This is a genomic window from Leisingera sp. UBA4491, assembly GCF_002388965.1.
Taxonomy (GTDB): domain Bacteria; phylum Pseudomonadota; class Alphaproteobacteria; order Rhodobacterales; family Rhodobacteraceae; genus Leisingera; species Leisingera aquaemixtae.
In genome coordinates this window covers 73759-86205 of sequence record NZ_DGNN01000026.1, presented here as the reverse complement: position 1 = coordinate 86205, position 12447 = coordinate 73759, and the positions used below count along the sequence as shown (strand labels likewise).

The 12447-nt window shown below is 64.7% G+C and carries 9 protein-coding genes; 3 read left to right on the top strand and 6 right to left on the bottom strand.

Annotated features, from left to right (window positions below):
- Positions 1-165: 165 nt before the first annotated feature.
- From ccmE to B2P87_RS13965, 6 genes are all read right to left on the bottom strand, one after another.
- Positions 166-609 carry a cytochrome c maturation protein CcmE gene (gene ccmE, locus B2P87_RS13990; protein ID WP_141890382.1) on the bottom strand — a complete coding sequence of 148 codons (444 nt, stop codon included), beginning with the start codon at positions 607-609 and terminating at the stop codon, positions 166-168.
- A 40-nt stretch (positions 610-649) separates the two neighbouring features.
- Entirely contained in the window at positions 650-1678 is a 1029-nt protein-coding gene (gene argC / locus B2P87_RS13985; protein ID WP_141890383.1) for an N-acetyl-gamma-glutamyl-phosphate reductase, read from the bottom strand.
- Between the two features lie 114 nt (positions 1679-1792).
- Positions 1793-2602, bottom strand: coding sequence for a glutamate racemase (murI, locus tag B2P87_RS13980; protein WP_141890384.1), 810 nt, complete (start codon positions 2600-2602; stop codon positions 1793-1795).
- Positions 2603-2611: 9 nt separating this feature from the next.
- Positions 2612-3490, bottom strand: coding sequence for a lysophospholipid acyltransferase family protein (locus tag B2P87_RS13975; protein ID WP_141890385.1), 879 nt, complete (start codon positions 3488-3490; stop codon positions 2612-2614).
- Between the two features lie 120 nt (positions 3491-3610).
- Positions 3611-4204, bottom strand: coding sequence for a dimethylsulfonioproprionate lyase family protein (locus tag B2P87_RS13970; RefSeq protein WP_141890386.1), 594 nt, complete (start codon positions 4202-4204; stop codon positions 3611-3613).
- Between the two features lie 261 nt (positions 4205-4465).
- Entirely contained in the window at positions 4466-7885 is a 3420-nt protein-coding gene (locus B2P87_RS13965) for an indolepyruvate ferredoxin oxidoreductase family protein (RefSeq protein ID WP_141890387.1), read from the bottom strand.
- Positions 7886-8054: 169 nt separating this feature from the next.
- On the opposite strand from B2P87_RS13965, the gene B2P87_RS13960 reads away from it, so the two are divergent.
- The 3 genes from B2P87_RS13960 to B2P87_RS13950 all read left to right on the top strand — a co-directional run bounded on the left by B2P87_RS13960 (position 8055) and on the right by B2P87_RS13950 (position 12391).
- Positions 8055-8960: a LysR family transcriptional regulator gene (locus B2P87_RS13960; protein ID WP_058286978.1), complete on the top strand. Its 906-nt coding sequence runs from the start codon at positions 8055-8057 to the stop codon at positions 8958-8960.
- 642 nt (positions 8961-9602) lie between these two features.
- Positions 9603-11768 (top strand): phosphoribosylformylglycinamidine synthase subunit PurL, encoded by a 2166-nt coding sequence (gene purL, locus B2P87_RS13955; RefSeq protein ID WP_141890388.1) that lies wholly within the window; start codon positions 9603-9605, stop codon positions 11766-11768.
- 104 nt (positions 11769-11872) lie between these two features.
- Positions 11873-12391, top strand: a complete 519-nt coding sequence (locus B2P87_RS13950) for a hypothetical protein (protein ID WP_244940809.1) — start codon at positions 11873-11875, stop codon at positions 12389-12391.
- The last annotated feature ends 56 nt before the right edge of the window (positions 12392-12447 follow it).

Here is a 12447-nt window from a genome sequence, read left to right as displayed (position 1 = left end):
TGCCGCAGAGGGCCTAAAACCTGATGACACAACCGTGCGCAGGCTGCGCAACACCCCCTCGAAGCGCTGCCGCGCCGCGCGCAGCGCGGCGCCCGGCCCAACGCAAAACGCCTCCCCGGAGGGAGGCGTCTTTGGGGCGGGAGCACACCGGCTGCGGAACCGGGATCAGGTCTCGGGCTCTTGATAAACGCCCTGCTCCTTCAGCGCGTCCATGACTTCCTTTGGCATATAGGTCTCATCGTGTTTCGCCAGGATTTCAGTGGCTTCAAAGACACCGTTTACGTAACGCCCGGTGCCGACCATACCCTGGTTCTCCTCGAACAGGTCAGGCAGCACGCCGGTATAGGCGACGTTTACGGTCGCCCCGCCATCGGTCACGGCAAAGCGCACGGTTTCACCCTGGCCGCGCTGAAGCGAGCCTTCTGCCACCAGCCCGCCGATACGGAACACTTCCGACGGCTTCGGCGGTTCCTCCATCACCTGGCTGGGCGAGCGGAAGTAGTTGATCCCGTCCCGCATGGCATAGCCGATCAGGGCGGTTGCCACGATCAGGGCCACCGCGGCAACCGCGATGACCTGGATACGGCGCTGTTTCTTCAGGTTCTTCATGGTGTCCTCTATTCAGGCCCAAGCCAGCGCCGCCCCCGGATCAGGGGAACAGCGGCGCCATCATCAGGCCTTCGGTCTCGTTCTCACCTAACATCAGGTTGGCATTCTGCAAGGCCTGGCCGCTGCTTCCTTTTGTCAGGTTATCCAGTGCTGCAATGACGATGGCGCGGCCTTCGATCCGGTCCTGCGCCACGCCGATATGGCAGAAGTTGGAGCCGCGCACGTGATGGGTCGAAGGCGCCTCGCCAAAGGGCAGCAGCTCGATGAAGGGTTCATCGGCGTAAGCCTTGGCAAAGGTCTCATGGATCGCCTTGGCATCGCCCTTCACATAAACGGTCGCCAGGATGCCGCGGTTCACCGGCAGCAGATGCGGGGTGAACTGCACCTTCACGGGGCGGCCAGCGATCTTGCTGAACTCCTGGTCGAACTCGCCCAGGTGCCGGTGGGTGCCGCCGATGGCATAGGCGTTGTAGCCCTCGCTCAGCTCTGCGTGCAGCAGGTTTTCCTTGAGCGACCGGCCGGCGCCGGAGACGGCGCATTTCAGGTCAAGAATGATCTCGTCCAGGTCGATGACGCCCGCCTCGATCAGCGGCCGCAGGGCAAACTGGCCGGTGGCGGCGTTGCAGCCGGTGCCGGCCACCAGGCGCGCGGATTTGATTTCTTCCCGGTAGAACTCGGTCAGGCCATAAACCGCCTCTTCCTGCTGCTCCAGCGCGGCATGCGGGTTGCCGTACCACTTCTCGTACTCCGCCGGGTCGCGCAGCCGGAAGTCCGCCGACAAATCGACGATCTTCAAGTCCTTGGGCAGGGCTTTGATCACGTCCTGGCTGGTCTTATGCGGCAGCGCGCAGAAGCAGAGGTCTATATTTGCGAAGTCGATCTCGTCGATCTTGCACAGCACCGGCAGTTCCATGTGGCGCAGGTGCGGGAACACCTCGGCCATGGTCATGCCGGCCTTGCGGTCGGCGGACAGCGCCGCGATCTCGATATTCGGATGCTGGGCGATCAGCCGCACCAGTTCGGCGCCGGTATAGCCGGAGGCGCCAAGGATAGCCACTTTATGGGTCATGTCAGACCTCGTCTTTCAATGTGATATGCCGGTTCCGCAGCCATCTGCGGAGAGAAATAGGAAAAACTGCGCCTCAGCACTTTGACCTGGAACAAGGTTCCGGACGGTCGCAGTTCAGGCTGCCTGAAAGGTGATTTCCCGTCGGAGAAACTGCGTCGCGCGGTCGCTGACGCGGCCCGGGTTTCCGGTGGTATAGAACCCGCCCGCGCCATTGCCCTGCATCCCGGGATGGCGCTGCAGGTAGTCCGCCAGGCTGTCTGCCACCAGGCTGCCCTGGCTGAACACCTTCACCTCCGGCCCCAGTGCGGCCTGAAAGGTCTGCTCCATCAGCGGGTAATGGGTGCAGCCGAGGATCGCGGCCTCAGGGTGCGGCATCTTGCGCTTCAGCGCATCGACATGGGAGCGCACCAGCGCCTCCGCCAGGATCATGTCGCCGTCCTCGATCGCGTCGACAACGCCGCCGCAGGCCTGTGCCTCGACATCGACGCCGATGGCGCGGAAGGCCAGTTCCCGCTGGAAGGCGCGGCTGGCAACGGTGGCGGGCGTTGCAAACAGCGCCACATGCTTCACCTCCACCTCGCGCGGCGGCGAATTGTCGCCCCACTGCCGTTCGGTCAGCGCTTCAATCAGCGGCACAAATACGCCCAGCACCCGCTTGCCCTGGGGCAAGCCGCCCTCCTGCATCCGGCGCAGCGCGGCGGCAGAGGCGGTGTTGCAGGCGAGGATCACCAGATCGCAGCCCTTATCCCACATGTTCTCCATCGCGGCCTTGGTCAGCTGATAGATGTTTTCGGCATCGCGCACACCATAGGGCGCATGGGCGTTGTCGCCGTAATAGAGGAAATCCACGTCCGGCAGGCGCCTTTGCGCCGCGTCCAGGACGGTCAGCCCGCCCAGGCCTGAATCAAAGATGCCTACAGCCATTTCGCCTTCTCACGCGCGGTGTTTCTCTTCGAACTCAAACCCGTAACCCAGGGATTTGAGCGGTACTGGAGAAAGCTCATACGTCGCTTTGCGCAAGAAATCCATAAGTGCTTTTGTATCACCCGCCAGGGGCGCCAGAACGCCGCGGCCGATGGGGTCTCCGATCACCACCCGGACCGGCGTGTCGACCCGCTTGCGGAATTCCTGGATCAGCAGCCCCATGCGCAGTGTGGCATGCAGGTGGCTGGCGATCTGGAACAGGCGCGAGGTGTGGCCGTCAAAGAACACCGGCACCACCACCGCCTCGGATTTGGCGATCATCCGGGCGGTAAAGCCGCGCCAGCCGGGGTCCATCGGGTGGCCCAGCGGACGCGCCGCGGTGGACACGGTGCCGCCGGGAAAGATGCCGATGGCACCGCCCTCAGCCAGAAAGCTGAGCGCGTCCTTACGGGTCTGCAGGTTGGTCTGCACAGCTTCGCGCGTTTCGGCAAAATCCACCGGCAGGATCACCTTGTTCAGGTCCTCGGCCTTACGGAAGACATGGTTGGCCAGGATGCGGAAGTCGCCGCGGGTTTGTGCCAGGATATGCCCCATCATCAGCCCGTCGAGAATGCCATAGGGATGGTTCGCTATGAGGATCACCGGCCTGTCCTGCGGAATATTGCTCAGCGCGCCGCCGGCCACGTCCAGCGCCAGCCCGTAACGCTCTGCCATCACCGGCCAGAAGCTGCGCCCCGCCGCCACCTCCTGCTCATACCCGGCGGCACGGCGGATCAGGCTCAGCCGGCCCGTGGCATTCTCCATCAGACGGATCACCGCGCGGCCTGCGCGGGTGGAGGCGGAATGGGCGTAGGAAATGTCACGGGCGGTATGGCGCTGCGCCTGCATCGGGGCGGGTCTCCGTCTGGTGGCTGCGGCCAGATAAGGCCGGAGGCGCACTTTGGAACAGGGGCGTAACAGGGGTGTGACGCTTTGCAGCAAGCCGCTGCGCCGCATCCCCCGCCCGGGTCAGGCGGCGGCAGTCCGCTTGCCGCCCATCAGCGGCAGGCCCGCCAGCCCGGCGCCGCGCCACAGCACATAGGTCAGGACCGGCTCTGCGCCCGTGTTCATCGCATGGGGCTGCCAGCCGCCGTGCAGCCGGGTGCCGCCGGCCTCCAGCCAGCATTCGCTCTCCTGGGTCAGGAACTCAGCGCCGCCGCCCAGCACCACATACAGCTCTTCGGCCTCGTGGCTGTGCCAGTCATACCGCAGCCCGGCGCCCCAATAGGCGATATAGCCGCGCAGCTGGGTGCTGCGGAAATGGCCGGCCGGGCCGAACAGCTCGAAATATCCGTAGTTCTGCAGGAAATGCGCGCCCACCTCGGCCTCGGTGTAGGTCTGCGCCCAATGCGCCTGCCCCGCCGCGGTGCGCAGTGTGCCGATCAGGGGCTGGGTCTCGGGCGTGCCCGGCAAGGCGAACTCTGCCACTTGCTGCTGCGCGGGGATGGCTGCCGGAGCCAGCGCGGCGGGCTCCAGATCGCTGGGCCAGGGCGCGAACGCCCGCAGGGCGGGAAGCCGGGAATGCAGGTCGCAAGCAGCCTGCAAGGCCTGTGAGAGAGACATCGGGCGGCTCCTTTCCGGTGCGGCTAGGGAATGCAATCCGGGCAGAGCCTAGCGGCGGCGCGCCGAAACGCGCGCTGCATTTGCTGAAAAAATGCGCTGAAAGCGACCGCTGCGGCAGAATTCTGCATGCGGGCCGGCCCGAGGGGCGCGGAACGGCAAACGCCGCGCGTCAGCGCGGCGCCCGGCCCAACGGCTTTGGGCCTTTCTGTGAAAGGATCAAAGCGGGCGGGAGCGCCCCGCCCTGCCCTCAATCACCCGGCGTTATTCTGCCGCCTGTTTGACTGGCATGCCGCCCCGGCGCAGGGCTGCCAGCAGCTCCTCGCGCCGTTTGGCGGCCTTTTGCTCGTTCGCCATCTTCACCGGACCGAAGCCTCGGATCTGCAGTGGCAGTTCGGCCAGGGCCACCAGCGGCTCCATGATTTCAGGCGATGCTTTCGGCAGCCATTCCTGCATGTCACCCTCATACTGCTTGATCAGCGCCCGCTCCATCCTGCGCTCCTCGGTGTAGCCGAAGATGTCGAGCGGGGTGCCGCGCAAGGATTTCAGCTTGGCCAGCAGGCGGAACCCGCGCTCCATGCCTGCGCCGAACTTGCGCTTTTGCGGGCGGCCGTTCGGGTCGGTGCCGCCCAGCATCGGCGGCGCCAGGTGGTAGGAGAGCTTGAGGTCGCCCTCAAACTCCGCCTCCGCCTTGGCGCGGCTGTCCAGCAGCAGGCGGGCGACCTCGTATTCGTCCTTGTAGGACAACAGCTTGTGATAGCCCTTCGCCACCGCCTCTTTCAGCGCCGGATCGCTGATCCCGTCCAGCAGCTTGCCATAGCGCTTGGCCAGCCCCTTGCCCTGATAGGCCACCAGATGACCGGCGCGGAAAGCGATTTTCTCCTCCAGCGTCTTGGGTTTCTCCACCACCTTGGGCTGGATCAGCCGTGCGGCCTCTTCCGGGTGCAGCACCGCCCAGCGGCCGATGTCGAAGGCGCGCTTGTTGCGCTCCACCGCGGCGCCGTTCATCTCGATCGCCTGTTCGATCGCCTCAAAGCTGACGGGCACCAGCCCCTTCTGCCAGGCGCCGCCGAACACCATCATGTTGGAAAAGATCGAGTCGCCCATGGTGACGCGCGCCAGCTCGGAGGCGTCAAACAGGTCCAGCCGGTCGCGCAGGCGCGCCTGCAGAGCGACCTCCAGCCGGTCGGTGGGGACGGCGAACTCTGTGTTGCGGGTGAATTCGCCGGTGATGATCTCGTGGCTGTTCACCACTGCGCCGGTCTGGCCGGTTGTGGTCAGGCCCAGGGTCTTGGCACCGGCGCTGACCACCAGGTCGCCGCCGATCAGCGCATGCGCCTCGCCGGTGGCGACGCGGATGGCAGAGATATCCTCCGGCTTGTTGGCGATCCGGCAGTGGATATGCACCGCGCCGCCCTTCTGGGCGAGGCCGGCCATTTCCATCAGCCCGGCGCCCTTGCCGTCGATCTGCGCCGCCTGCGCCAGCACCGCGCCGATGGTCACCACGCCGGTGCCGCCGACGCCGGTGATCACCACGTTATGAGTTCCGTCGATTGCCGGCAGCGCCGGCTTGGGCAGATGCGGCAGGTCGATGGCTGCGGTCGCCTCCTTGCGGATCTTGGCGCCTTCGACGGTCACGAAGGACGGGCAGAAACCGTTCAGGCAGGAGAAGTCCTTGTTGCAGGACGATTGATCAATGGCGCGCTTGCGGCCCAGTTCGGTGTTTTTCGGCACGATGGAGACGCAGTTCGACTGCACCCCGCAATCGCCGCAGCCTTCGCAGACGTCGGAGTTGATGAACACCCGCTGGTCGGGATCGGGGAACTGGCCGCGCTTGCGGCGGCGGCGTTTCTCGGCGGCGCAGGTCTGGATGTAGATGATGGCAGAGACGCCCTCGACCTGCTCGAACTCGCGCTGGATCTTCATCATCTCGGCGCGTTCGTGCATCCGCATCCCGGCCGGGAACAGGCCGGCGTCGACGTCCTCTTTCTCGTCATAAACCACCGCGATGGTCTTCACGCCCATCGCGGTCAGTTCGTGCGCGATCTGCTGCGCCGTCAGCCCGCCCTCAGCCTGCTGGCCGCCGGTCATCGCCACCGCGTCGTTATACAGGATCTTGTAGGTGATGTTGGTGCCCTCGGCGAGCGCCGCCCGGATCGCCTGCACGCCAGAGTGGTTGTAGGTGCCGTCGCCAAGGTTCTGGAACACATGTTTGCGCTTGGAGAATGGCGCCTCGCCCACCCAGTTGACGCCCTCGCCGCCCATATGGGTGAAGCCGGTGGTCTCGCGGTCCATCCACTGCACCATGAAATGGCAGCCGATCCCCGCATAGGCGCGGGAGCCGTCCGGCAGCTTGGTGGAGGAGTTGTGCGGGCAGCCGGAGCAGAAATAGGGCAGACGGGTGGCGATTTCCTCAGCGTTATCGGCACGGCGCGCCTCTGCCAGGCTCTCCAGCCCGGCACGCAGCGCCTCGGTGTCACGGCCTTCCTCAATCAGGATGCTGCCCAGTTTCTCGGCGATCATGATCGGGTCCAGCGCGTAGCGGGTCGGGAACAGCTCATCCCGGTGCATGGAGCCGGCACCGCCCTTGTACCAGCCATAGACGCGGCGGCCCTGGCGGGTGTCGAAGATCGCTTCCTTGATCTGGATCTCGATCAGCTTGCGCTTTTCCTCGACCACCACGATCAGGTCCAGGTCTTCGGCCCAGTCATTGAAGCCCTTCATGTCCATCGGCCAGGTCTGTCCCACCTTGTAGGTGGTGATGCCCAGCCGCTCGGCCATGTTTTCGTCGATGTTCAACAGCTTCAGCGCATGCACCAGGTCGAGCCAGTTCTTGCCCGCGGCGACAAACCCGATCTTGGCGCCGGGCTTGCCCCACACGCGCTTGTCCATCTTGTTGGCGTGGCTGAACGCCTCTGCCGCAAAGCGCTTGTAGTCGATGATGCGGTTTTCCTGGCGGAAGCGGTCGTCGTCCAGGCGGATGTTGAGGCCATCGGCGGGCATGTCGAACTCCGGCGTGACCAGCTGCACCCGGTCCGGGCGCGCGTCGACGACCGAGGTCACCTCGATGGTGTCCTTCATGGTCTTGAGGCCGACCCAAAGGCCGGAGAAGCGGCTGAGCGCATAACCGTAGATGCCGTAGTCCAGGATTTCCTGCACGCCGGCCGGGCTGACGATCGGCAGGTAGCAGTCCAAGAGCGACCATTCCGACTGGTGCAGCACGGTGGAGCTTTCGCCGGTGTGGTCGTCACCCATCGCCAGCAGGACGCCGCCGTGCTTGGAGGTGCCGGCCATATTGGCGTGGCGCAGCGCATCGCCGGAGCGGTCGACGCCCGGGCCCTTGCCGTACCACAGGCCAAAGACGCCGTCGTATTTGCCCTCGCCGCGCACCTCGGCCTGCTGCGCGCCCCAGAGCGCGGTGACCGCCAGATCCTCGTTCAGCCCGTATTGAAAGGTGACATCCGCCGCCTTCAGGTGCTTTTCCGCGCGGCTCATCTGCAGGTCCACCGCGCCCAGCGGCGAGCCGCGGTAGCCGGTGACCAGACCGGCGGTGTTCAGGCCTGCCGCCTTGTCGCGGTGCTTCTGCATCAGCATCAGCCGCACCAGCGCCTGAGTGCCGTTCAGCAGAACCGGCGATTTGGTCAGATCGTATTTATCATTGAGTGAGATCTTTTGCGTGCTCATCGTGGCCTCCTCAACCGGGACTAGCTTGCACTTTCTGGCCCGCAGAATAGGTCATAATTGCTGACCTGAATAGCCGCTTTTTTTTTGTTTTCGCTCGCTTGCGTCACGAAAACTGATACATAACTAAGATTTCATATAGTCGGCCCCGAACGCACAGAAAGTAACGGATATGGATTGGGACAAGCTCAGAATATTTCACGCGGTGGCGGACGCGGGCAGCCTGACCCATGCCGGCGACAAGCTGAACCTGTCGCAATCGGCGGTCAGCCGCCAGATCCGGGCGCTGGAGGAGAGTTTGAACGCCACTCTGTTTCACCGTCACGCGCGCGGGCTGATTCTCACCGAACAGGGTGAGCTGCTGTTTGACGCCACCCAGTCCATGACTGCGCGGCTGGAGGCGGCCTCAGCCCGCATCCGCGACAGCGAAGAAGAAGTGTTCGGCGAATTGCGGGTGACCACCACCGTGGGCTTCGGCACCCTGTGGCTGGCACCGCGGCTGACCAAACTGTATGAGCAGTACCCCAACCTCAAGATCGACCTGATGCTGGAGGAACGGGTGCTGGACCTGCCGATGCGCGAGGCCGATGTGGCGATCCGCATGAAGGAGCCCAGCCAGGCCGATCTGGTGCGCAAGCGGCTGATGACCGTGCGCATGGGGCTCTATGCGACGCCGGCCTACCTGGAGAAGCACGGCAATCTGGAAACATCCGCCGACATTTCGCAGCACCGGCTGATATGCCAGAACCAGCGGTCTGCCCAGGTGGGCTCTGCCGCGGTTCTGGGCAAGAAGCTGATGGCGCAGGATCCGGCATCCCTGCTGACCGTCAACAACTATTTCGGCGTGCTGCAGGGGGTTCTGCACAATCTGGGCATCGGCATTCTGCCCGACTATGTGACAGAAGAATTCCCGCAGCTGGTCGAGGTGCTGCCGGACGAGGACCAGAACGAGGTTCCGGTCTACCTCGCCTATCCGGAAGAGCTGCGCCATTCGCAGCGGGTCGGCGCCTTCCGCGATTTTGTGCAATCCGAGATCATGGAACACCGCAAGCACATGAAAGCGCTGGGCAAGCTGTAAGCCCGGCAGCCGCCGCCACGGAGCGTTCCAGCCGCAGTGCGGCGACCGGCCGGCGTGCGTCCGGCCTGTCCCGGGACCGCCGCCCCAGCCATGCAAAAACCGCATAGCAGCATTGACACCCATTTATTGTTAATCCCCTTGAAGGGGCAGGCCCGGAGCCCTAAATGAAACTCATGAAGGCGGCGGCAACGCCTCCCTTCATACCTCCCTGTTGGACTTCGGCCGAGCTTAGTGCTCGGCCTTTTTTTTGCGCGCAACCGGCTGGCATATAAGCACTGTTTCGGCGCTGCAAACACCTGCCCCCCCGGCCATTGGCCTTTGCAGCGCCGGTCCGGCGCGGATCGCCGGCTGCCTGGGCTGTTTAGCACCGGTGCGGGAAAGGACGCCCGAACATTCTTACTCTTTCCGGCGGCCTGCATTCGCAATGCTTGTATTTTCAGCGCTTTGCCTGCCCGCCGCCGCAGTTTCCGCCGCTTTCAGAACTCCGCGGTGCCATCTGCGGCCGCGGGGCACGGCGGCGGGCGTGCTGCGGCGCAAAGACGCCGCCTGCGGCATCTGCCGGGGATTCGACTAATTCCACTTCCCCCGCGCCCCTCCTTGCCCTAAAAGGCGCGCAATCGCAGCCATTGGGGACGTTTACGGATGCAGGAACCCGCCATCACGCCTGAATTGATTGCCAATCACGGGCTGAAGCCCGAGGAATACGATCTGATCCTGGAAATCATCGGGCGGGAGCCGACCTTCACCGAGCTGGGGATTTTCTCGGCGATGTGGAACGAGCACTGCTCCTACAAGTCCTCCAAGAAATGGCTGCGCACCCTTCCGACCGAAGGCCCGCAAGTGATCTGCGGCCCCGGCGAGAACGCAGGCATCGTGGACATCGGCGACGGCGATGCCGTTGTTTTCAAGATGGAAAGCCACAACCACCCCTCTTACATCGAACCCTACCAGGGTGCGGCAACCGGGGTTGGCGGCATTCTGCGTGACGTCTTCACCATGGGCGCGCGGCCGATCGCCTCGATGAATTCGCTGTCGTTCGGCGAAACGTCGCACCCCAAGACCCGCCGGCTGGTTAACGGCGTGGTTGAGGGCATCGGCGGCTATGGCAACTGCTTTGGCGTGCCCTGCGTCGGCGGCGAAGTCCGCTTCCACCCCGCTTACAACGGCAACTGCCTGGTCAACGCCTTTGCGGCGGGCCTCGCGCGCACCGATGCAATCTTCTATTCCGCCGCGTCGGGCGTGGGCATGCCGGTTGTGTACCTGGGCGCCAAGACGGGCCGTGACGGCGTTGGCGGCGCCACCATGGCGTCGGCGGAATTCGACGACACCATCGAGGAAAAGCGCCCCACCGTTCAGGTCGGCGACCCCTTCACCGAAAAACGCCTGATGGAAGCCACGCTGGAGCTGATGCAGACCGGCGCGGTGATCTCGATCCAGGACATGGGCGCGGCAGGCCTCACCTGCTCTGCCGTGGAAATGGGCGACAAGGGCAAGCTGGGCGTGCGCCTGGACCTGGAAAAGGTGCCGCAGCGCGAAGAGAACATGACCGCCTACGAGATGATGCTGTCGGAATCCCAGGAGCGGATGCTGATGGTGCTGAAGCCGGAGCTGGAAGCCGAGGCGCGCGCGGTGTTCGAAAAGTGGGATCTGGACTTTGCCATCGTCGGCGAGACCATCGCCGAAGACCGCTTCCTGATCATGCACAACGGCGAAGTGAAGGCCGATCTGGTGCTGTCGAAACTGTCCTCCACCGCGCCGGAATACGACCGCCCGTGGAAGGAAACCCCGGCAGCCGAGCCGCTGAGTGACGCGGATGTGCCGACCATCGACCCGATCGACGGGCTGAAGGCGCTGCTGTCCTCCCCCAACTATGCCGGCAAGCAGTGGGTTTACGAGCAGTACGACACCACCGTGATGGGCGACACCCAGCGCCGTCCGGGCGCGGGCTCTGGCATTGTGCGGGTGCATGGCACCGACAAAAAGCTGGCCTTCACTTCCGACGTGACGCCGCGCTACGTCAAGGCAAACCCGTTTGAGGGCGGCAAGCAGGCGGTGGCAGAAGCCTACCGCAACCTGACCGCGGTCGGGGCCAAGCCGCTGGCAACCACCGACAACCTGAACTTCGGCAACCCTGAAAAGCCGGAGATCATGGGCCAGTTCGTCGGCGCCATCAAAGGCATCGGCGAGGCGGTGGCGGCGCTCGACATGCCGATCGTGTCCGGCAACGTGTCGCTGTACAATGAAACCGACGGCAAGGGCATCCTGCCGACCCCGACCATCGGCGCCGTGGGCCTGATTGCCGCCGGAGAAGAGCCGATCATCGGCGAGGCACGCGACGGCCATGTCGCCCTGCTGGTGGGTGAAACCATCGGCCACCTCGGCCAGTCGGCGCTGCTGGCAGAGGTTTTCAACCGCGAGGACGGAGACGCCCCGGCGGTGGACCTGGAGGCTGAGAAGCGCAATGGCGAATTCATCCGCGCCAACCGCGATTTCATCAAGGCCTGCACTGACCTCGGCGACGGCGGTCTGGCGCTGGCGGCGTTTGAGATGGCCGAAGAGGCCGGCGTCGGCGTGCAGATCGATGCGGGCGACACCCCGACCGTGTTCGGCGAAGACCAGGCGCGCTACCTGATCGCCTGCAACTTTGACCAGGCTGAGGCGCTGATGCTGGCCGCAGGCCAGGCGGGCGTGCCGCTCACCTCCGTCGGCAAGTTTGGCGGCGACATGGTGAAGATCGGTGCTTCCGAGGCGCCGCTGGCTGAGCTGAAGGACATCTTCCGCTCCAGCTTTGCCGCAGCCGTGGCCTGAGGCGCGGCGCTGCCCCTTGGGGCGGCAGATACATGATCAAGGGCGGGATGGCACAGCCGTTCCGCCTTTTCCTTTGACACGTCCTATGACACAGGGACCGGCCCATGACCCTTCCTGACCTGACAGAGGATTGCAGCCGCTGCGCGGGCCTTTGCTGCGTGGCCTATCCGTTTGAGGCGCATGAGGATTTCGGCCTGCTGAAGGACGCGGACACGCCCTGCCCCAACCTCGCCCCGGATTTCCGCTGCACCATCCACGAGGATCTGGCCAAATGCGGCTTTGGCGGCTGCGCCGCCTACTCCTGCGCCGGCGCCGGGCAGCGGGTGACGCAAGACCTGTTCGGCGGCGAAACCTGGCGCGATGACCCCGACCTGCTCACCCATATGACCCATGCCTTGCGGGTGGTGCGCCCGATCCACGAGGCGCTTTTGGTGCTGCAGGAGGCTGCCGCGCTGCCGCTGCCCACGCCCCTGCAGGACCGCTGCGCAGAACTGACCCGGGCGCTGTGCCCGGAAAACCCCGCGTCGGTCTGGGACTTTGAGGAGGACAGCGTACAGGAGGCGCTGGCCAGCCTGCCGGACTTTGTCGAAAGCCTGGCCCCCTTTGCCCGGGACGGCTGCTAATCCTGCTTGCACAGCCTCCGGCGCCCCCCTACATTTTTGGCAAACAAGACAAAGGA

What these genes read in the sequence shown, in the direction of transcription:
- B2P87_RS13975 (WP_141890385.1), bottom strand. Translation starts at nt 3,490, where the DNA reads ATGCAGGCGCAGCGCCATACCGCCCGTGACATTTCCTACGCCCATTCC.
- purL (WP_141890388.1), top strand. Translation starts at nt 9,603, where the DNA reads ATGCAGGAACCCGCCATCACGCCTGAATTGATTGCCAATCACGGGCTG.
- B2P87_RS13960 (WP_058286978.1), top strand. Translation starts at nt 8,055, where the DNA reads ATGGATTGGGACAAGCTCAGAATATTTCACGCGGTGGCGGACGCGGGC.
- B2P87_RS13970 (WP_141890386.1), bottom strand. Translation starts at nt 4,204, where the DNA reads ATGTCTCTCTCACAGGCCTTGCAGGCTGCTTGCGACCTGCATTCCCGG.
- B2P87_RS13965 (WP_141890387.1), bottom strand. Translation starts at nt 7,885, where the DNA reads ATGAGCACGCAAAAGATCTCACTCAATGATAAATACGATCTGACCAAA.
- ccmE (WP_141890382.1), bottom strand. Translation starts at nt 609, where the DNA reads ATGAAGAACCTGAAGAAACAGCGCCGTATCCAGGTCATCGCGGTTGCC.
- argC (WP_141890383.1), bottom strand. Translation starts at nt 1,678, where the DNA reads ATGACCCATAAAGTGGCTATCCTTGGCGCCTCCGGCTATACCGGCGCC.
- B2P87_RS13950 (WP_244940809.1), top strand. Translation starts at nt 11,873, where the DNA reads ATGACCCTTCCTGACCTGACAGAGGATTGCAGCCGCTGCGCGGGCCTT.
- murI (WP_141890384.1), bottom strand. Translation starts at nt 2,602, where the DNA reads ATGGCTGTAGGCATCTTTGATTCAGGCCTGGGCGGGCTGACCGTCCTG.